The 19,357-nt window shown below is 63.4% G+C and carries 23 protein-coding genes, 3 tRNA genes and 1 pseudogene; 9 read left to right on the top strand and 18 right to left on the bottom strand.

The window, feature by feature from the left end:
- Positions 1-63: 63 nt before the first annotated feature.
- From RTK35_RS02580 to RTK35_RS02530, 11 genes and pseudogenes are all read right to left on the bottom strand, one after another.
- Positions 64-531: a phage virion morphogenesis protein gene (locus RTK35_RS02580; RefSeq protein WP_316907297.1), complete on the bottom strand. Its 468-nt coding sequence runs from the start codon at positions 529-531 to the stop codon at positions 64-66.
- Positions 524-1,003 (bottom strand): phage tail protein, encoded by a 480-nt coding sequence (locus RTK35_RS02575; protein WP_316907296.1) that lies wholly within the window; start codon positions 1,001-1,003, stop codon positions 524-526. The genes RTK35_RS02580 and RTK35_RS02575 overlap by 8 nt, the downstream gene beginning before the upstream one ends.
- On the bottom strand, positions 1,000-1,257 hold the full coding sequence (gene lysC, locus RTK35_RS02570; RefSeq protein ID WP_240634274.1) for an Rz1-like lysis system protein LysC: 258 nt from the start codon (positions 1,255-1,257) through the stop codon (positions 1,000-1,002). The genes RTK35_RS02575 and lysC overlap by 4 nt, the downstream gene beginning before the upstream one ends.
- A pseudogene (locus tag RTK35_RS02565) lies at positions 1,178-1,543 on the bottom strand (LysB family phage lysis regulatory protein); the annotation flags it as partial. The pseudogene RTK35_RS02565 and the gene lysC, both read right to left, overlap by 80 nt.
- Positions 1,540-2,361, bottom strand: a complete 822-nt coding sequence (locus RTK35_RS02560; protein WP_316907295.1) for an N-acetylmuramidase family protein — start codon at positions 2,359-2,361, stop codon at positions 1,540-1,542. The gene RTK35_RS02560 and the pseudogene RTK35_RS02565, both read right to left, overlap by 4 nt.
- Positions 2,358-2,672 carry a phage holin, lambda family gene (locus RTK35_RS02555; RefSeq protein WP_107331438.1) on the bottom strand — a complete coding sequence of 105 codons (315 nt, stop codon included), beginning with the start codon at positions 2,670-2,672 and terminating at the stop codon, positions 2,358-2,360. The genes RTK35_RS02560 and RTK35_RS02555 overlap by 4 nt, the downstream gene beginning before the upstream one ends.
- Before the next feature lie 35 nt (positions 2,673-2,707).
- Positions 2,708-2,914, bottom strand: coding sequence for a tail protein X (locus RTK35_RS02550; RefSeq protein WP_142010165.1), 207 nt, complete (start codon positions 2,912-2,914; stop codon positions 2,708-2,710).
- Positions 2,914-3,378 (bottom strand): head completion/stabilization protein, encoded by a 465-nt coding sequence (locus RTK35_RS02545; protein ID WP_316907294.1) that lies wholly within the window; start codon positions 3,376-3,378, stop codon positions 2,914-2,916. Before RTK35_RS02545 ends, RTK35_RS02550 begins: the two co-directional genes overlap by 1 nt.
- A gap of 100 nt (positions 3,379-3,478) precedes the next feature.
- The gene (locus RTK35_RS02540) at positions 3,479-4,183 is read right to left on the bottom strand and encodes a terminase endonuclease subunit (protein ID WP_316907293.1); all 705 of its coding nucleotides are present in this window, start codon (positions 4,181-4,183) and stop codon (positions 3,479-3,481) included.
- Positions 4,184-4,188: 5 nt separating this feature from the next.
- Positions 4,189-5,208: a phage major capsid protein, P2 family gene (locus tag RTK35_RS02535; RefSeq protein WP_316907292.1), complete on the bottom strand. Its 1,020-nt coding sequence runs from the start codon at positions 5,206-5,208 to the stop codon at positions 4,189-4,191.
- A gap of 43 nt (positions 5,209-5,251) precedes the next feature.
- Positions 5,252-6,091 carry a GPO family capsid scaffolding protein gene (locus RTK35_RS02530; protein WP_316907291.1) on the bottom strand — a complete coding sequence of 280 codons (840 nt, stop codon included), beginning with the start codon at positions 6,089-6,091 and terminating at the stop codon, positions 5,252-5,254.
- Between the two features lie 154 nt (positions 6,092-6,245).
- Between RTK35_RS02530 and RTK35_RS02525 the strand changes: the two genes are divergently transcribed.
- Positions 6,246-8,003, top strand: coding sequence for a terminase ATPase subunit family protein (locus RTK35_RS02525; protein WP_316907290.1), 1,758 nt, complete (start codon positions 6,246-6,248; stop codon positions 8,001-8,003).
- Positions 8,003-9,019, top strand: coding sequence for a phage portal protein (locus RTK35_RS02520; protein WP_316907289.1), 1,017 nt, complete (start codon positions 8,003-8,005; stop codon positions 9,017-9,019). The genes RTK35_RS02525 and RTK35_RS02520 overlap by 1 nt, the downstream gene beginning before the upstream one ends.
- A 53-nt stretch (positions 9,020-9,072) precedes the next feature.
- Here the strand turns inward: RTK35_RS02520 and RTK35_RS02515 are convergent, their stop codons facing one another.
- The 7 genes from RTK35_RS02515 to RTK35_RS02485 form a co-directional block, all read right to left on the bottom strand.
- On the bottom strand, positions 9,073-9,324 hold the full coding sequence (locus tag RTK35_RS02515) for a hypothetical protein (RefSeq protein ID WP_142010146.1): 252 nt from the start codon (positions 9,322-9,324) through the stop codon (positions 9,073-9,075).
- A gap of 12 nt (positions 9,325-9,336) precedes the next feature.
- The gene (locus RTK35_RS02510) at positions 9,337-9,582 is read right to left on the bottom strand and encodes a hypothetical protein (RefSeq protein ID WP_142010144.1); all 246 of its coding nucleotides are present in this window, start codon (positions 9,580-9,582) and stop codon (positions 9,337-9,339) included.
- 1,457 nt (positions 9,583-11,039) lie between these two features.
- Positions 11,040-11,444: a hypothetical protein gene (locus tag RTK35_RS02505; RefSeq protein ID WP_253124140.1), complete on the bottom strand. Its 405-nt coding sequence runs from the start codon at positions 11,442-11,444 to the stop codon at positions 11,040-11,042.
- Between the two features lie 36 nt (positions 11,445-11,480).
- A complete protein-coding gene (locus RTK35_RS02500) occupies positions 11,481-12,428 on the bottom strand; it encodes a hypothetical protein (protein ID WP_316907288.1) in 948 nt (315 codons plus the stop codon).
- A 183-nt stretch (positions 12,429-12,611) separates the two neighbouring features.
- Positions 12,612-13,100, bottom strand: a complete 489-nt coding sequence (locus RTK35_RS02495; protein WP_316907287.1) for a hypothetical protein — start codon at positions 13,098-13,100, stop codon at positions 12,612-12,614.
- Between the two features lie 577 nt (positions 13,101-13,677).
- Positions 13,678-13,851 carry a hypothetical protein gene (locus RTK35_RS30445; RefSeq protein WP_373323463.1) on the bottom strand — a complete coding sequence of 58 codons (174 nt, stop codon included), beginning with the start codon at positions 13,849-13,851 and terminating at the stop codon, positions 13,678-13,680.
- 206 nt (positions 13,852-14,057) lie between these two features.
- Complete coding sequence (locus RTK35_RS02485; protein WP_308725208.1) at positions 14,058-14,300, bottom strand: hypothetical protein; 243 nt, start codon at positions 14,298-14,300, stop codon at positions 14,058-14,060.
- An 853-nt stretch (positions 14,301-15,153) separates the two neighbouring features.
- On the opposite strand from RTK35_RS02485, the gene uvrY reads away from it, so the two are divergent.
- From uvrY to RTK35_RS02450, 7 genes are all read left to right on the top strand, one after another.
- Positions 15,154-15,798: a UvrY/SirA/GacA family response regulator transcription factor gene (gene uvrY / locus RTK35_RS02480; protein ID WP_044406381.1), complete on the top strand. Its 645-nt coding sequence runs from the start codon at positions 15,154-15,156 to the stop codon at positions 15,796-15,798.
- Complete coding sequence (gene uvrC, locus RTK35_RS02475) at positions 15,798-17,621, top strand: excinuclease ABC subunit UvrC (protein WP_069561179.1); 1,824 nt, start codon at positions 15,798-15,800, stop codon at positions 17,619-17,621. Before uvrY ends, uvrC begins: the two co-directional genes overlap by 1 nt.
- Before the next feature lie 32 nt (positions 17,622-17,653).
- Positions 17,654-18,214 (top strand): CDP-diacylglycerol--glycerol-3-phosphate 3-phosphatidyltransferase, encoded by a 561-nt coding sequence (gene pgsA / locus RTK35_RS02470; RefSeq protein ID WP_044406387.1) that lies wholly within the window; start codon positions 17,654-17,656, stop codon positions 18,212-18,214.
- Positions 18,215-18,282: 68 nt separating this feature from the next.
- Positions 18,283-18,358 (top strand) — tRNA-Gly (locus RTK35_RS02465).
- 43 nt (positions 18,359-18,401) lie between these two features.
- Positions 18,402-18,475 (top strand) — tRNA-Cys (locus tag RTK35_RS02460).
- 190 nt (positions 18,476-18,665) lie between these two features.
- Positions 18,666-18,752, top strand: a tRNA-Leu gene (locus tag RTK35_RS02455).
- 156 nt (positions 18,753-18,908) lie between these two features.
- A complete protein-coding gene (locus RTK35_RS02450; RefSeq protein WP_282885738.1) occupies positions 18,909-19,346 on the top strand; it encodes a hypothetical protein in 438 nt (145 codons plus the stop codon).
- Positions 19,347-19,357: the final 11 nt, after the last annotated feature.

Below are 19,357 nucleotides of genomic sequence, written 5' to 3'. Positions count from 1 at the left end.
GGCCAAGCTCGTGTCGCTGGATTTACAACGACGGGCCGACGATAGCGCCGGGGCTGTGGACCGTCAAGGGACTGTGCCGGTGAGGTGGGCCAGCACCTGGTCACGCACCAGGTCCCGCTCGGCATCGGTGAGGCCGAGCAGCTCGCGCTTGGCGTACTGCACGTCGCGGGCGCCGGGGGCGGGGCGGTCGCGCAGGCCGAACTGGTGCACGCGGGCGATGCGGGCGATGCGGCCGGTGAAGCCGACCACGGCGCCGTCGGCGCGGCCCTGGGCTTTGAGGTAGCGGGCGGTGCGCAGCTTGGTGAACATCCTGGCCTTGCGCTTGATGCGCCCGGCCTTGGCGCGCAGCTCGCGGGGCTTGCGCGGGGCGTAGGCGCTGCCGTCCGGGTTGCGCTGGGTGACGATGCGTTGCTGCTGGCTGCGGCGCAGGCCCTGGGCGACCTGGCGGGCGAGGCGGGTGCGCTCGGTGGGTTGCAGGCGGGTGATGAGCGGGGTGAGCCAGTCGCTCAGGTCGTCCAGCTGGTCAGCCATGGGGCACGTACCACAGGTCCTGGTTGCCTTGGCCCGGGGCGGGCCAGTCGGGGTCCAGCAGGGCTTCGCTGGGCTGGGGTTCGCCGGGGTGGCTGAGCTGCACCTGGCCGTTGGCGTCGTGGCTCACCACCACGCGCTCGGTGAGGCGCAGGGTGCAGGCGACGTCGGCCTTGTCGTTGTCGAGGATGTCCACCTCGAAGCTGACGGCCTCGCGGGCGCGGTCGAGGTTGGCGAGCAGCTCGGGCTGGTTGACCCGCAGCCAGCCGAGCAGCGGCAGCATGATCAGGTCCGGGTCGCCGGCGTAGTCGGTGAGGATCACCTGCAGGTCGTAGTTGTACTCCCACGAGAGGGACCTGGCTGCGGTGCAGCGCAGGGTGCCGTTGTCGATGAACACCAGCAGGCGGTCGGGGTTGCGTTGCAGGTCGGGGACGCTGGCCAGCAGGTGCCGGCGCAGGCTGGAGGGTTTGTTCATGGCTGGCCCTGTTGGTGGCGGTAGAGCATGTCCACCTGGGCGGCGCAGTCGGCCCAGGCGGCTTCGAGGCGCTCGCTGTCGCTGAGCAGGTCGCCGTTAGCGCTCGGTGCCGTCGCCGGCAGCTGGCACGGCACCACTGCGGGACAGCCAGTCACGGTAAGCGTCCGCTCCGCTGAGGGCGGGGCGCTCGCGCAGCCGGCGAGCAGCAGTAGGCAGAGGCAGAGCGGACCAGGTCCGCAGGTCGGGGTCGGCATGGGTCAGTTCCTTGAGGGTGCGCTCGCGCTGGGCCAGGCCCTGGCGCAGTTGGGCCTGGAGGGTGCGCAGCTGTGCTTGGGCGGTGCGTTCGGCCTGCAGGGCCTGGTCGAGCTGGGTGATGGTCTGCGCCTGGCGCTCGATGCGCTCGCGGGCCTGCTGCAGGGCCTGGCCGTCGCGCTCGGCCCGGGCACTTTCGGCCTGGCTGCGCAGCTGCTGGGTCCACAGCAGCAGGGCCAGGGCGGCCAGCAGGGCGAGGCCGTAGAGGGCCTGGCGCAGGGGGCTCACGCGGCGGCCTCGTGCCGGGCGTAGGCGCGCTCCAGCTTCACGTCGTAGAGGTTGCGGGCGTAGGCGGGGCCGTTGTAGCGGCGGGCGAACTCGGGCCACTTCTTCCCCTTGAGGGCCTTGTGCAGGGCCGGGTCGGCTTCGATGAAGCGGACGAAGGCGTCGAGCTGCTCGGCCTCGCTGCGCTGCATGGCCTCGGCGAAGGCCTGGACGCTGGGGTAGCCGAGGCCGGTGGCGTGGTAGCCCATGATCTGGAACAGGCCCCAGCTGGCGGACTCCAGGGCGCAGGTGTCGTCGAGCTGGCGGGCGCTGGCCAGGCGCTGGTGTTCGGCGGTGCCGCCGGCGTAGCCACCGGGTGCGGCGTTGACCAGGTTGGGGAACTTGGCGGCCAGCTCCAGGGCGCGCTGCTCCCGCTGCTGTACGTCGTCGTCCGGGGCGCGGGTCAGCTTGAGGCGGGCGAGCATGACGTGGCGCTCGAAGAGGATCACCGGGCGGCCGTTGGCGAGGAAGCCCTGGCCTCGGCTCTCCACCTCGTTGACGGCGTAGAGCGCGGCCAGCTCGATGCCGAGGCGTTTGGCGGCGGCCACCAGGTCGGCGTGCCTGAGCAGGCGGCCGGTGTCCTGTCCGGCGAGGGCGGCGAGGGTCTTGTCGCCGGCGATGCCGTCGGTCACCAGGCCGATGCGGGCCTGGTAGGCGCGCACGGCCTGCTCGGTGGCGTCGCCGTAGTCGCCATCCACGGCGAGGGTGGCGCCTTGGGCAACGAGGGCTTTCTGCAGCTGGGCGACGGCCTGGGAGCGGTCGCCGTGTTTGAGCGGGGTCATAGGGAGTCCACCTTGCGGTTGAAGAAGCGGCGGGCGAGGGCGCGGACGCCTTCGACCCCCAGCAGGCCGATGGCGCCGCCGAAGAAGGGCGCGGATCCGGGCGGGATGCCCACCAGGCCCAGGCCGTGGCTCACGGACAGGGCCAGCAGGCCGCACAGCGGGGATTCCAGCAGCACCCGGCGCAGGGTGCCGCCGCCGTAGATGACGCGCAGGCCGGCGATGAGGGCGGCGAGCAGGCCGGCGTAGACACCGGGCCAGTTGTGTTCCAGCCAGGCGGCGAGCCAGGCCCAGGTTTCGGGACGGTCAGGCATGCGCGTCGTTCCAGTGGGTGGGGTGGGGGTGGGTTTCAGTCCCATAGGTTCACCGTTGGCCGTTGGGGTTGGGGTGCCTGGGCGGGGAGGGTGACCCGGTGGCCCTGGGGAATGACCGGGCCGAGGTCGGCCAGGCCGGGGTTGGCCTCCAGCACCGCTTCGGTGAGGCCGGCGGTGCGCCCGTAGACCCGCCAGCAGATGGCGTCGACGGTGTCGCCCTGGAGCGCGCGGACGCTGTTCATCAGATCAGCTCCACGGTGGTGCGGCCGATGCCCAGCAGGTCGCGGATGGCCCAGCGCTGGTCGCGGCGGTACTCGGCGATGCTGTCCACCTCTTCGGCGGCCTTCTGCTCGCCGCTGTTGGTGGCGTCGTAGCTGCGGTACCGCTCGGCGATCTCGGCGCTGGTGGCGCAGTACACGGCGCGCTGGTAGGCGTGGACCAGGGCGCTGACGCCGTTGATCCTCGGGCTGGGGACGTCGGCGAGGGTGGCGTGGCCCTTGGCAGTCCATTCGGCCCGGCGGGTGACCAGGTCGCTGTTGACGCTGAGCATGGCGTTGACGGTGGCCAGCTCCAGGCGGGCGTTGGTGATGGTGCCGGCGATGCGCTGGGCTTCGCGCAGGTGGTCGGCGTCGATGTCCGGCCAGAAGCCGTCATTGGCCAGGGTGAAGCTCGCGGGGGTGGTGTCGCCGCCGACGAAACCGCTCATGTGCTGCTCTCGCGTGGAGGGCGGTGGTCGGGGCGTCACAGCAAGGGAGGAGGTCCTGCTGATCGGCCCCGAGCCGCCCGGGTTGCGGGGGACCGCTCGGTTAGCCGCCCTGCTGGGCGGCGAGTTTGTTGAGCAGCTTGGTGGCTGCGTCGAAGGCTTGCTTGCCGCCGCACATGCTGTGCAGCTCGATGGCGCGCTTGAGCAGGTCGGCGCCGGCCTGGAGCTTGCCGGGCGGGCCTGGGTTGTCTTGGGTGAGCCCTTCGAGGGTGGCGCGGCCGGCGGCGAGGTAGAGCTTGGCGCGGGCCTCGTCGGGCATGTCCTGGTCGTCGGTGAGGGCGAGGGTGCGGTGCAGTACGTCGAGGTCGAAGCTGTCCTTGGTCTTCTGCGCCTTGAGGGCGGCTTCGGCAATCTCTTCGGCGACCAGGCAGCCGCTGGAGCGTTCGAAGCGATCCGGCAGGGCGAGTCCGTGCTGCAGGACGTACTCGGCGATGTCGAGGGCGCCCTGGTAGTCGCCGATGTCGATGCGCCAGACCATGAGGTAGCCGAGCACGTCGTCCTGGGCGCCTTGCCCTGCCTCCAGCACGCCTTCGATGTACGGGGCGTAGGCGGGGACCAGTTGGCGCTTGAGTTCGGCCTTGCGCTCGTTGCCCTGGACCTGGCTGAGGCGAAGGCGGTCCTGGTGCAGCTGGGCGAGCTGCTGTTCGTAGGCCTGCAGGCCTTCGACGGTGTCGCCGTGGGGGGTGGCCTCGGCCGCCATGGCGGCCGAGGTCTTGATGAAGTGGCGTTTGGCGGGGCTCAGGGCCATGGTGGTCAGGCCTCCAGCAGCTCGATGTTCTCGACCAGGCAGCCGAGGCCGTAGTCCTCGACGACATAGGCGTCGTTGCTCGATTCGAAGTTGTCGATGCGGTTCTTGGCCGGGTTCTCCTGGATGTAGCGGCGCCGGCCGCCGAGCTGCCAGTAGATGGCCAGGTTGGGCAGGGTGGTGATGAGCATGGCGCCGTCGGGCACGTAGGGCACCTCGATCGGCTGCTTACCGCCCATGCGCTTCTGCGAGAGGATCATGTCGGTGGCGAGCTTCTCGGAGGCGGGCTGCTCCTTGTTCACGAGGGGGAAGTACTTGTCGTGCACGAGGTTGCTGCCGAGGATCACCACCAGGCCGGGGTCCTTGCGGTGCCAGGGGTCTAGCAGGTTGGCCACGGCGTCGAACACCAGGGCGTCGAGGTTGTTGTAGTCGGCGGCGGCGCCGTTGCCGATGACGATCTTGCCGTCGGCCTTGCCATCCTTGAGGACGCGCTGCGGGGCGTTGTTGCGGTACTGCTGCAGCCAGCCGATGTTGACGTCCTGCAGGAGGGGGTTGGTGCTGCGGTTGGTGTTGGCGGCGGCGCTGGTTCCGTTGAAGCCGATCATGATGCGGTCCAGGGCCTGGCGCTTGATGATGGCGTCGCGCAGCAGGGCCTGGAACTCCGGGAATTTGGCCCAGGCGTCGAGCAGGGCGTAGCGGATGGCGGTGTCGAAATCCGTCTGCTTGGCCTCGTACTTCTGGTTGTCCAGGGCCTGCACTTCGCGCGGGGTACGCACGCCGTCGCCGGTGGTGTCGGTGCGGCTGGCGATGGTGCCGCTGACGCCGATGCCGACCTTTTCGCCGATCAGTTCGTCGACGCCGATCATGCCGATCTGGCCGAGGAACTCGCTGGATTCCTGCATGCGCTGCTCCAGCTTCTGCTGGACGCTGGGTTCGATGGCGAACTTGGTGGTGGCGCTGTCGACGCCGTTGAGTTTGGCCACCTGGTCCAGGTAGGCGTTGAAGGCTTTGCGGGTTTCGTTGCGCATGGGGCTCTCCGGTTGTTCCTTGGCTGCTGGCTGTCCGTGGGGGTCAGCAGTCGGTTACGACGCGCTGCTTGTCACCGGTGACCGGCGGGCGTTGCTTCTGGCTGAGGTCCTGGGTCTTGCCGAGCTGCTCCTTCAGGGCGGCGAAGTCGGTGGTGATGGTCTCTACCGCCTTCGTCAGGTTGGCGATGGCGGTGTCGGCCTTGACCGCGTGCTCCTGCTGCTGGGTGGCGAAGGTGACTAGGCCCTCCAGGGCCTCGCCCAGTTCCTTGAAGGAAGTGGCATCCCTGCCTTCCTTGTCCTTGCCCTTGCTGATGAGGTCGCTGATGGCGGTCTTGAGGCTGCCGAACAGCCCCACCTGGTCGGTGACTTCTTCGAATTCGAGATCGGCTTCGATGGCCTCGGAGAACATCGAGGTCTCGGAGTAGTGGCGGCCACTGAAGGGGCTGGCTTCGGGCTTCTGCGCGGAGAAGGTGAGGACGTCGGTCCCCAGGCTGGCCGGGGAGTCGGTGACGGCGAGGCCGACCATGTAGGCCTCGCCGCTGTCGGCGAAGTTCTCGTCGAGCTCGATGGAGGTGTAGATCTTCTGCTTGGCCTTGTTGAGGGCGAGCAGTTCGCTGGTGGGCTCCAGTTGGGCGTAGAGGGCGAGCTTCTTCTGGCCGGAGATCTCCACCTCTTCGGTCTTGAGGGCGACGACGTCGCCGTAGGCCTTGAAGGGGCCGTCGGGCAGCAGGCTGCGGAAGTGCTCCAGCCAGATGCGGGCGCCGTAGGTGTTCTGGCTGAAGTTCTTGGCGGCCTGCTCCAGCCAGCTGCGCTTGATCACGCGCTTGTCGGTAGTGGCGCCTTCCACGGCAACGCGGAGCCACTTCGAGCGGAATTTCTTCATGGGGTGTCCTCGGTTTCAGCTGCTTTGCCGCAGTCGGCGTTGAGGGGCATGGTCGGCAGACGGCTCTGGGCGGGCAACGCGCGAGCTTTGTAGGGGCAGGGGATACAAGGGGCGGTGCGGGTGTGCTTCGCGCGCGGGCGGCAGCATCGGCGCCATGAACGCTATCGCCAGCCTCCCGACCGACCCTCGACGCCACGCCAAGCACCTGTACTGGATGGGGTGGCGCGTCACCGACATCGCCGACCTGCTGGGCGAGAAGGAAAAGACCCTGCACAGCTGGAAGGCCCGGGATGAGTGGGACCGGGCGACTGCGCTGCAGCGGGTCCAGGCGGCGACGGAGGCGCGCCTGGTGCAGCTGATCCTCAAGGATCCGAAGACGGGGGCGGACTACAAGGAGATCGATCTGCTCCATCGGCAGATGGAGCGGCAGGCGCGGATTGAGCGCTACCAGGGCGGTGGCAGCGAAACGGACCTCAACCCGGAGCTGGCCAAGCGCAATGCGGGGCCGAAGGCGAAGCCCCGGCGCAACGAGTTCAGCGAGGACCAGATGGAGCGGCTGGTCGAGGCCTTCCTCGATGGTTGCTTCGACTACCAGAAGGATTGGTACCGGGCCGGCAACCAGCGCACCCGGGTGATCCTGAAGTCACGCCAGATCGGCGCGACCTACTACTTCGCCCGGGAGGCGTTGATCGATGCGCTTAGCACGGGCCGAAACCAGATCTTCCTGTCGGCCTCGAAGAATCAGGCGCACATCTTCAAGGCCTATATCCAGGCCTTTGCCCGCGAGGTGACGGGCGTTGATCTCACCGGCGACCCGATCATCCTGCCCAATGGCGCGGAGCTGCACTTCCTCGGTACCAACGCGCGCACGGTCCAGGGCTATCACGGGAATTTCTATTTCGACGAGTTCTTCTGGACCTTCAAGTTCCAAGAGCTGAACAAGGTCGCCAGCGGCATGGCGATGCACAAGAGGTGGCGCAAGACGTACTTCTCGACGCCGTCGAGCATGGCCCACGAGGCATACACGTTCTGGACCGGGGAGGTGTTCAACCTGGGCAAGCCGGCGGCGCAGCACCTGAAGGTGGACGTGAGCCACGGCGCGCTGCAGCAGGGGCGTCTGTGCGAGGACAAGAACTGGCGACAGATCGTCACCATCCTGGACGCGGCGGACCGGGGCTGCGACCTGTTCGATATCGATGAGCTGCGCTTCGAGTACTCGCCCGAGGCCTTCGCCAACCTGCTGATGTGCGAGTTCGTGGACGACGGGGCGTCGGTCTTCCCCCTGGCCATGCTGCAGCCTTGCATGGTGGACAGCTGGGTGAAGTGGGAAGGGGAATACAAGCCCTTCGCCAAGCGCCCCTACGCCAGCTGGCCGGTGTGGGTGGGCTACGACCCGGCCGAGACCGGGGACACCGCCGGCCTGGTGGTGGTGGCCCCGCCGCAGGTGCCGGGCGGGGCCTTCCGGGTGCTGGAGAAGCACCAGTTCAGGGGCATGGACTTCGCCGCCCAGGCCAAGGTGATCAAGGAGATCACCGAGCGCTTCTGGGTCACCTACATTGGCATCGATACCACGGGCATGGGCTCGGGCGTGGCCCAGCTGGTGAAGCAGTTCTTCCCCAACCTGGTGACCTTCAGCTACTCGCCCGAGGTGAAGACGCGCTTGGTGCTGAAGGCCTACGACGTGATCCACAAGGGGCGGCTGGAGTTCGACGCCGGCTGGACCGACTTCGCCCAGGCGCTGATGGCCATCCGCAAGACCATGACCGCCAGCGGTCGCCACATGACCTACACCGCCGGCCGCACCGAAACCACGGGCCATGCCGACCTGGCCTGGGCCCTGTTCCATGCCCTGCAGAACGAGCCACTCGAAGGGCAGACGACATCCAACACCGGCTTTATGGAGCTGCAATGATGACCACCCAAACCCCAGCCGGCGCGCCTGCAGGCGTCGAGGCCTTCACCTTCGGCGACCCGACGCCGGTCCTCAGCGGGCGCGAGATCTTCGATTACCTGGAATGCGCCTTCAACGGGCGCTGGTACGAGCCGCCGCTGTCGCTGGACGGTCTGTCCCGGTCGATCTCGGCGAGCGTGTACCTGCAGTCGGGGCTGACCTTCAAGCGCAACATGCTGGCCCGGGCGTTCGTCCCCCACCGGCTGCTGTCCCGGACGGCCTTCGAGCAGTTCGCCCTGGACTGGCTCTGGTCCGGCAATGCCTACCTGGAGCGCCGCCGGTCCATGCTCGGCACGTCCGTGGCCCTGCAGCCCTGCCTGGCGAAGTACATGCGGCGGGGCGAGGATCTCGACCGCTACTATCTGGTGCGCGGCTGGAAGGATGAGCACGAGTTCGAGAAGGGGACCATCTGCCACCTGCGCGAGGCGGACATCCACCAGGAGGTGTACGGCATGCCCGAGTGGCTGGCGGCCCTGCAGTCCGGCCTGCTCAACGAGTCGGCCACGCTGTTCCGCCGCAAGTACTACAACAACGGGTCGCACGCGGGCTTCATCCTCTACATGACCGACGCGGCGCAGAAGGAGGAGGACATCGATGCCCTGCGCAACGCGCTGAAGAACGCCAAGGGGCCAGGCAACTTCCGCAACCTGTTCGTCTACGCCCCGAACGGCAAGAAGGAGGGGCTGCAGCTGATCCCCGTCAGCGAGGTGGCGGCCAAGGATGAGTTCGGTTCGATAAAGAACATCACCCGCGACGACATGCTGGCCGGCCTGCGGATCCCTCCACAGCTGATGGGCATCGTCCCGCAGAACGCCGGCGGCTTCGGCTCGATCAAGGACGCGACGGAGGTATGGGTGCAGAACGAACTGGAGCCGCTACAGGCGCGACTCCAGGAGGTTAATGAGTGGGCGGGGGAGGAGGTGGTGAGGTTTGAGTGGGAACTAGGGTTTAGGGCAGAGGCCGCTGCCTCTCAATAGGCTGGTCACGGGCTGACTTGACGGACTAAGGGCCCCGATGGGGCCCTTAGTGGCTACCTGAGTTGGTTCGGGTTGCCATTGGTGTTGTAGCTTGCCCATTCGCCAACTTCGGAGACGATTATGCCGTCGTCCGCATCCATGAAGTTCCTGAAGTGGTCTCGCAGTCCCGTAGCACTCGCGTTTACACGCTGAAAGCACCAGAGGGACTCGAGGACGCGGATGGCACCGAATCGTGCCAGTTCTTCAGTAAGGGCTTTGTAGTCCCGCTTCCTGCGCAGATCGTACTCAATGAAGAAGATAGCCATTTTCTTCACCACTCATCGCTTCTTATCCGATTGCGAGAGCACCGAAGCCGCAAGGGTTTTGGTCTCATCGCTGTACTTCTCGGATTGCAGAACCTTGGAGGCTTTGGCTTCCATATCCTTGCCGGTCTCCTTGGTTGTGGAGGTTTGCGCCAAGGCAGAAGCCGCCAGGCTCTTAGCAGTGGCGGAGGCGTTGGGATTGCGGAGAGTTTCAGAGGCGAGCTTGGAAACGTCGCCGGAAGTTTGTTTGCGATTTGCCATTGGATTTCTCCGGGTGGGCAGAGGAAGGTGCTGGCCCGGAGGAGATGCCGTTCGGCAGTGGTGGATTGACGGAGTCGCCACCTACACGCTTAATTGACACCCCTATCTGAGCCAGCGTCGTTTCTGTCGTATGGGGTCAGGTGGTACGGACGGGGTCGCCAGGTTTTGGTCGACGGAAGCGCTCCCGTTCGTAGTCTTCCCGCTACGCAGTCGTAGTTCGAAAACACAACATGTAGTGGTGGTTTCGGCCTACGAACCCCATCTTATAGTTCCGATTTGCCTTTGCAAGGCGAGAAGAACTGAACAATCTGTGGATAACCATTCGGTTGTCGCAGAAAACCCTTACAGATTCAGTGGTTTCGCTGACATTGCCGTTCGTCGGGATGACGGCTTTCCGTCTTTCGCCTGGAATGCACATAAATTCGTCAAAATTTAGGCGCCTGAGTCCTTGCGGCGTAGTTGGCGCGCGCAGTCGTCCCCCCGCCACGCCTGCGGTCTAAATAGGTCGCTTTTTCTGCAGCCCTGCATACGGCGCCAGGCAGTCCAGTAACTGCGCTTCTTGCCTGTCGTAGCGCCAGAATCACCCTTCATTTCCCTGCGCTCCACGGACTTACTGGGTTAGTTCTCAAGCGACCTTTTTCAGGGGCGCCGCCAAAACTGGGTAATTTCGGTTAGGTGCTACGTCTGGCATGCCCGGAAGAGGTGTGGCTGCTGGGTTTCGGGCATAACCTCAGCGGGTAATGACAAGTAAGTAGAAAGGTTATTTTTCTCTAATCTATTGATTTTAAAGGATTTGTAAGAAGTTTCAGCTGACTGCCAGTACGGGTAATCAGCTAACCAATTGATTACCAAGAAATTACCTTTCTTCAAACTCTTGAAAGCCCCGCTCCAGAGGGGTTTAAGCATTGTTCAGGGGTGTCGCTAACCTTTATTACCCGATTCGGTTGGGTCAACCGAAATGAGCCGAATCCATGGGGAACGCGGTTCACGGTCCCGATGCATGGATGGCGCTTGGGAACAGTCTGGGAACAAAAAGATGGCACTTTCTGCGCCAGAGGCCACGATTCATGCGGGTTACAGCCATGCTAACGCCGCGCGTATGAGTTCGAATCTCACCGCTTCCGCCATACACATAGACGCCAAGGCCCCGATATTCGGGGTCTTGGCGTTTTTGCAGGCCGCAATTCCAGCGGATGTCGTCAGCGATCGTTTCCGCAACTGGATAGGCCGTTTCCGCAACTTCAGGTCAGTGGGTAGGGGCGATGACCCCGCCGACGCGGCGATATACGGTCATCCGTGATGCGCTTGTCGGTGTGCCTGACAGCTTCGGCGCGCGCCCAGGATCGTCGATTTCGCTGGCGGACTTCATGCGGCCAGGGTGGGTTCAGGCTTAGCTACAGTCGCCGCTCTGCTGCGAGTACGCGCGTGGTGCTCGAGGGTGAGACTGATCGACAGGGCTATGAGGTGCTCTGTTTGTTGGCGACAGGGGGTAGTTGCCACGTTACATCATGGTGAAAGTGTCGGGGCGAGTTGGCCAGGCCACGCAGGGTGTCTCCCACCTGTGCTAGGGCTCCGGCAAGCAGAAAGTCTCTGGCCGCCACGCTGCAGTCGGAGGGTACGGAATAGAAGTAGATTCGCCATTCGTCCCAGATGGACAGGTAGTTGATCGCGGCGAGCCGAACTAACCCGCGCTCCTGGATGCGCTTGCGCCAGCGTGAAGCGCGGAAGTCGTCCTTCCAGTTGAAGCACAGCTCGATCTTGCCGAACTGGGGCACGTCGCCGATCAGTTCGTTTATCACCTGGGCCCCCAGGGGATAGGTAAACCCCTGGGGCAGCCGCTCCTTGCTATGGGTTGGGATCATGGCGTTCCTTCGTTCCCTCGGGTGTAAAAAGCGAACCTACAGCGCCTGCTGATCAAGCTCCAGGGGCACAGAGATCTGCGGCTTCTTCTCCGGCGACTTGGCCGCGTCGCCGTTCGGACATTTGAGGGTCTTGAACAGGTAGCCCTTCTCCTCATCCGGAATCGCGATGGCCAGACGCTCGTAGCCGAGGGGGGCAAAGTAGCTGCCCTCGGGTTGGTTGTTGGTGCACTGGCTGTCTTTCAGGTGGAACGAGGCGTACACGATGAGGTTGCGCACGAACGGTTCGAAGGCCGGACTCCTGCTCGTGTAAATCACTTGGTTGAGCGGTGTGACGCCGGTAATTACCAGGCCCAAGAAAAGGATGCGCATCACTGCGCGTGGTTGGCGTGGCAGAGCATAGTGAGTGGGTGGATTCAGGCACAGCAGCGCCTTTCTAGGCGGTCTATCAGAGCTCAATACGTCTTGGAGAATTCCTACTACACAGTAGAGGATAGCTGCCGGAATACTGAGCAATGTGACCCACACAAGAGCTGTCACGATAATCTGTACACCTGCTTTAGCTGCTGGTAGGTCGGACGGAAGAATTCGGGTGTATTGGAGGAAGACGTTATCGGTATAAACATTGCAGAGCCACGCCACTATGAACATCACTAGTGCAAATCCCCTGACCAACAGGGGCTTCGAGTAAGTAAGAATTTGAGCTTTGAAGCAAAGATAGAACAAGCGAGCCGTACAGATGTAGATGGGGAAAGGGGCTAATATCATCAGCAAGAAAGGGGCATCGCCTCCACATATGATGTGCCCGTACAGAATCACCATTGCCCCTACGGAGACGATGATCCCTCTTGCCACCAACTCCCTCTCGCTCAGCGCCCGGATGGCAGAGCTCAGCACGACTCGACGCTTGTAGAGAGAGCGGCACAGCAGGCCGAGCAGAGCAGGTGTAACGACGCAGACCAGTGTCAGCCAGTAGAAAAAAACCATCATCATCCTTGGTGCTAGAACGCAGAGACGCCCGATTGTAGGGGGTGCTTCGGGCAAAGCCTCCGAGCTAGAGCTTTGTCAGGGCAGAGCATGGGGCGCGTTTGGCTGGGGACTCAGCTGCCGGCTGATCTCGACGGGGAGAAGGGACTACTTCAGGTTATCCGTAGCAGCCCCGAGGGGAACCTAGTCCTCCTCAGCCTCAAGAGCGATGTAAGCGTTGTAGGCCTCAATGATTTCAAGCGACAGATCACGAGCCCTTTTGAATTCGGCGTCAGTTACCTCTCGGCCGATTGTCGCTTCCCAATGTTTGAACTGAGCGGAGTCTTTCTCAACTACATTCGGGAAAGACTTGAGGACACACCACTCCAGCTCAAAGCCCGGTATGTTATCCGCAAGCTCGTACTCTTCGATAATTTCTGCGTAGCCCGTCTTGAGTGCTTCAATCGTTTCCTCGACGGCCTTGGCGAAATGTTCCTGAGTGATTTCGGTTTCCCCATGTAGAAGCACTTTAATGCTAAAGAATGCATCTTCATGCTGAGCTCTTATTTTATATTTGCCGCCCAGCAGGTTCCGCGCATAGCGCTGAATTTTTGCGGCGTGGTCACATTCTTCATTGGTGTAGTTTTTGTACTCCGCTTCTAATAAGCACGAGCAGCTAAACTCAAGCTCCATTAGCTGGTCCCGGCTTAGTTTGTCCAGTTCAGAAAGCTCTTTGAAATCCAGAGGGCCCAAATCACACATATATAAATCTCAGTGGCAGAAATTGATGGGGATGATGTTGCGCAACTGGTGGCTGATGGGGCAGCCGCCCGCAGCAAGGCTGGGTTTTCAAACCCTTAGTGCGTTGTCTGTTTGAGTCCGGCCGCTCAGCGGCGATACGAAGGCACACAGCCCTGTAAGGCGCACCTGGACTGCTGTGCCCACGTGCTGGAGAAATCCAGGCTGATGCGATTGCAGGAGAGGGAGTGTAAGAGGCCAGCCTTGAGGTTGTAACAGGCCGGAACATGTCGAGGCCAGATATGAATGGCCCTTGCTTGTGAATGGGTTGGTTGTGTCTTCCATGGTCCGCCTTTCCCTGGTGGATGCGCGAGGATCATACTCGCCACCCCGCTGCGGGTTAAGTCTGATTTTGCTGCGTTAACTCCCTCTCCACCGCCCGCTCCGCATTCGCCTTGCTCGCATACAGATGCCGTAAGCGCTTCGGCTTGTTCTGGTCGCCAGCGGTGACGCGAGCTTTCTTCCGGCCCCATTAGTAGGCGATCACGCTGCTGTAGTTGCTGGGCACTTCCTCGTACAGCGCGTCCACCAAGTCTTCGGGCAGTTTGCTCTCCAGCTCCAGGCTGGTGGTGTAGCCGCCGTCGGCAGTGAGGCTGTGCTGCATATTGCCGCCGTGCCAGGCGATGGTGTCGATCGCGTCTTTCACGTCCTGCAGGGTGTAGGTGAGTTCTGGGATGAGGCTGGCCAGTCCTTGGTCAGTCTGTAGCTGAGGCTGGCGCTGCCTCGATGCAGGTGGTTCCACTCGCTGCGGGCGGCGCGCAGTGCGTCGGTCTTTGAGGTTATCGCCACCGCCGGCCACCGGGTCGTGGTGCCGGTCGCCGTCGGCGCGGGTGCCAGATGAGGCTGACCTGGTCAGCCTGTCGGGTGATCTTTCGCCTCGTTCTGAGCGGCCTCGTAGAGCCGGGCGGCATCTTCGGCGAGGTACTCCAGGCAGGCGAATGCGCCGCCCAGCAGTTCGGGTGATGGCGTGCCGTGGTCGGGAATGTTGGACAGGAAGCCGAGCATGCCGAGCAACGCGCGTTGGCGCACGTAGGCCGCTTCGTAGAGGGTCAGGTGACGGAGATCGCTAGGAGCATGCAGGGATGAGGTGGGCATGGTGTCGTTATCTCTTGGGGGCAAGAAACCGCGCCCTGACGCCAATCAGGGAGGGCGGGCCGTGCAGGTTGGCGTACCGTCAAGAGAACCGGCGCATCCAAAGATGCCCTGCACGGCCCTCCCATAACTTGGGTGCGACCATGCCAGGAGCCTGGCCTTGGCCATGCTCCTTCCCTTGTGCGGGACGCCAATCCCGACTGCCCAGGTTGGGCAGCGCGGCAACGTTAGGGCGTGGGGAAGAGGGTGTCAATCGGCAGTGGCTTGGGTCTATCGGGGCGTTGCGGGTTTTCTTTCATGCGTCGATGACGTAGCTCTCGATGTGCTTCCAGCCCTTTCAGTTACTGCGTCCTGGCTTTTCGGTGGCGTTCTCCAGGCTGCGGCTCCATCAGTACCGTGCGGCGCTGACGCTTGCCGGCTGGGCACCGCTGGCTCTTTTGTGGCTGCGCTTCCAATGGCTTTGCTCTTGCTTTTTGACGGCCGTGATTTTGGGGGGCGTCGGTCTCTTTATTTCCTAAAGCGCGATGGCATTGCGATAGGCGATTTCTGTACCTGGCGCTTCGGCAGTTTCCGGTCTGCCCGTAGCCGGTCGTCAAGGCGCCTGACTCGCCCTGTCAGGGCGTCCTACGCTGAAGTTCCAGAGGCGATTTTCCCTTTGGTGAGGGCGCCCGCTGCGGCGGACTCCTCCGGTGGTGATAGGCGGACTCGATTGTCAGTCCTTGCTGCTTATGTTTTCCTGGCGCTTGTGATTTGACGGTGGCGGTCGCGCTAGGTCTGAGCGCTCCGACTTGCTAATGTATCGGCCTTTCCATGTGACGCTCCCCAGTTTGGCGGGCGGTGCACTGCGAGGTGTCGCTTGATTAGGGTACTGGTGGTCGATGACCACGATCTGGTTAGAACAGGCATCAGCCGCATGCTCTCGGACATCGATGGGCTGCAGGTGGTGGGGCAGGCCGAGAGCGGCGAGGAAGCGCTGAAGAAGGCGCGCGAGCTCAAGCCCGACGTGGTGCTGATGGATGTGAAGATGCCCGGCATTGGCGGTCTCGAAGCGACCCGCAAGCTGCTGCGCAGCTACCCCGATCTGAAGGTGGTGGCGGTGACGGTGTGCGAAGAGGATCCGTTTCCGACCCGGCTGCTGCAGGCCGGTGCGGCGGGCTACCTCACCAAGGGCGCTGCGCTTGAGGAGATGGTCCAGGCGATTCGCCAGGTCTTCGCCGGGCAGCGCTACATCTGTCCGCAGATTGCCCAGCAGTTGGCGCTGAAGTCCTTCCAACCGCAGACGAGTGGTTCGCCGTTCGACCTGTTGTCGGAGCGGGAAATCCAGATCGCGCTGATGATTGCCAACTGCCAGAAGGTCCAGACCATTTCCGACAAGCTGTGCCTGTCGCCGAAGACGGTGAACACGTACCGCTACCGGATCTTCGACAAGCTCTCCATCTCCAGCGATGTCGAGCTGGCTCTGCTGGCGGTTCGCCACGGCATGGTGGACGCCGTCAGCTGATGCAACCCACATTCGATGCAAGTGATTTTCTTGCCGCCTGCAGTGGGCGTCCGGGGGTTTACCGGATGTTCGACGAGGGCGGCAAGCTGCTTTATGTCGGCAAGGCCAAGAACCTCAAGAAGCGCCTCGCCAGCTACTTCCGCAAGACCGGTCTGGCGCCCAAGACGGCTGCCCTGGTGGCCCGCATCGCGCAGGTCGAGACCACCATCACTGCCAACGAGACGGAAGCGCTGCTGCTGGAGCAGACGCTCATCAAGGAATGGCGGCCGCCTTACAACATCCTGCTGCGGGACGATAAGTCCTATCCCTATGTGCACCTCTCCGATGGCGAGTTCCCGCGGCTGAGCATCCATCGTGGGGCGAAGAAGCAGAAGGGGCGCTACTTTGGGCCTTACCCCAGTGCGGGGGCCATCCGTGAAAGCCTGAACCTGCTGCAGAAGGCGTTTCTCGTGCGCCAGTGCGAGGACAGCTACTTCCGCAACCGCACCCGGCCATGCCTGCAATACCAGATCAAGCGCTGCAAAGGACCGTGTGTCGGCCTGGTGGAGGCGAACGAGTACGCCGAGGACGTGCGCCACTCCGTGATGTTCCTGGAAGGGCGGAGCAATGCCCTGGCAGCCGAGCTGACCAGCAGCATGGAGCAGGCGGCGATGAACCTGGAGTTCGAGCGGGCTGCCGAGTTGCGCGACCAGGTGTCGATGCTGCGGCGCGTGCAGGACCAGCAGAGCATCGAGGGGGGCACTGGCGACGTCGATGTGGTCGCCGCCATCGTCAACCCAGGCGGCGCCTGTGTGCACCTCATCAGCGTCCGGGGTGGGCGCGTGCTGGGCAGCAAGAACTTCTTCCCCCAGGTGGCGATCGAGGAAGAAGTGGGGGACGTGCTGGTGGCCTTCATTGCGCAGTACTACCTGGGCAGCCATGAGCGCGATCTGCCGCAGGAGCTGATCGTCAATACCGTCCACGAGGATTTCCCGACGCTGATCGAAGCCATCGCCGAATCGCGCGGGCGCGAACTCAGCATCAGCCACCGGGTGCGGACCAACCGCGCTCGCTGGCAGCAACTGGCGGTCACCAACGCCGAGCAGGCCCTTGCAGCGCGCTTGGCCAACCGCCAGCACATGGCGGACAAGTTCGAAGCGCTCGGCGAGGTGCTCGGCCTGGCCGAGCCGCCGCAGCGGCTGGAGTGCTACGACATCAGCCATTCCAGCGGCGAGGCGACCGTGGCGTCCTGCGTGGTGTTTGGCCCGGAAGGGGCGCTCAAGTCCGACTACCGCCGCTACAACATTGAGGGCGTGACCGCCGGCGACGACTATGCGGCGATGCACCAGGCGCTGACCCGACGCTTCAGCAAGTTGAAGGATGGAGAGGGCAAGCTGCCGGACGTGCTGCTGGTGGACGGCGGCAAAGGCCAGCTGGCCATGGCGCGGGAGGTGTTGCAGGAGCTGGCAGTGCCGGAACTCATCCTGCTCGGGGTGGCCAAGGGCGTGACCCGCAAGCCGGGCTTCGAGACGCTTTACCTCAACGGCCCGGAGAACGAGTTCACCCTGCCGGCCGACGCGCCTGCGCTGCACCTGATCCAGCAGATTCGCGACGAGGCACACCGCTTTGCCATCACCGGCCACCGTGCGCGACGCGGCAAGGCCCGTCGGACCTCCAGTCTGGAGGAGGTGGCGGGAGTAGGGCCGAAGCGTCGGCGCGAGCTGCTCAAGCATTTCGGTGGGTTGCAGGAATTGAGCCGCGCCAGTATCGAGGAGATCGCCAAGGCACCTGGCATCAGCAAAAAGCTCGCCGAGTCGATTTATGCGGCCCTGCACAGCGAGTAGAATGCCCCCTCTTTTTCGGTCTTGCTGTGACGATGAATATTCCAAACCTGCTCACCGTTCTGCGTGTTCTGCTGATCCCCGTCTTCATCCTGCTGTTCTATCTTCCGTTTTCGGGGAGCCACATGGCCGCAAGCGCGGTGTTCGCCATCGCGGCGGTCACCGACTGGTTCGATGGTTACCTGGCGCGTCGCTGGGAGCAGAGCACCCCGTTCGGGGCCTTCCTAGACCCGGTGGCGGACAAGCTGATGGTGGCGGTGGCGCTGGTGCTGCTGGTCGAGGAGCACCACACGCTGTGGCTGACCTTGCCGGCGGCCATCATCATCGGGCGGGAGATCGTGGTCTCGGCGCTGCGGGAATGGATGGCAGAGCTGGGCGCGCGTGCCCAGGTCGCAGTCTCCAACCTCGGCAAGTGGAAGACGGCGGCGCAGATGCTGGCGCTGGTCATTCTGCTGGCCAATCCGCCGGTGGTGAGCTTCTGGGTGGTGCTCGGCTTCCTGCTGCTGATCATCGCCGCCGCGCTGACGCTGTGGTCGATGCTGCATTACCTGCTGGCCGCCTGGCCGCACCTGAGCACCGAGCCGAAAGATAAATAAACTTTTTTGAATCAAGGGGTTGACGGCTGCTAACGATCCTATAGAATGGCGCCCGTCACCAAGACAAAGCGGGAATAGCTCAGTTGGTAGAGCACGACCTTGCCAAGGTCGGGGTCGCGAGTTCGAGTCTCGTTTCCCGCTCCAGATTGTCATGAAGACGCCGCCTCAAAGCGGCGTCTTCATTTAAGGCCGGATGGCAGAGTGGTCATGCAGCGGATTGCAAATCCGTGTACGCCGGTTCGATTCCGACTTCGGCCTCCATATGAGAAGCCCCGTAGATTCACGTCTACGGGGCTTTTTCATTTCCGCAGCGTGTTGGCGTTCTCATTGTGGCTGGGCTTTTTTGCTGTCCGGTCATGGACTTGCGAATGCTTGCGTGCGGGGGAGGGGGTGTATATATTCCTGCCCTCGCAAAAACGGGGCTTGGCTCCGTATCGCATTGAGCGCTACCGCCCGAATGGCGAAATCGGTAGACGCAAGGGACTTAAAATCCCTCGCTGGCAACAGCGTGCCGGTTCGACCCCGGCTTCGGGCACCATGTAAATCAAGGGCTTGCACGATTCTTTCGGGCAGGCCCTTGTTGTTTCTGGCTCCGCAATTTGGGGAGCGGTCCGCACGTCCTGATGCCCCTCTGATGTGAAAAGGCCCTGTGCTTATACTCCCGGACTTCCGATACACGACAGGGATGTGAGTCATGCGGGATTTCATCAAGGCACGAAGCCTGGATATCGCCATCGGCGTGATCTTTGTGGCCGTGTTCGCAGCGCTGATCGACATCAGGGGCGACGTACTGTTCATCGGCCTCTGGTATTACCTGGCGGTCATTGGGGGTGCGTTCGTCACGGCAGTGCTGGCCAATCCCAGGCCATTTTTCGCCGGCGGCGCCGTTCTGGCTGCAGGGCTCAGCCTTGCAGTCTATGTCTGGGTCAACTCGCATCCCGACGTCAGGAGTAGTGGCCTGTTGGGGATTGCTCACCTGCTGTCGCTGCCGGGTGCCGCCGCCGGAGTCGTGGCGCTCGGCGTCGTGAGTCGGCGGCGCAAGTGGCGTCGGGAGTCCAGGCTGTTCTCCGCCGGGTTCCTAGGCTTCTTCCTGGGGTTTGCCGTCAATCAGGTCGGCCTGTTCCTGGTTTGACGCGCAGTTCG

It is taken from the genome of Pseudomonas sp. zfem003 (assembly GCF_032621675.1).
Taxonomy (GTDB): Bacteria; Pseudomonadota; Gammaproteobacteria; order Pseudomonadales; family Pseudomonadaceae; genus Metapseudomonas; species Metapseudomonas otitidis.
This window is presented reverse-complemented; position numbering and strand designations above follow the sequence as displayed.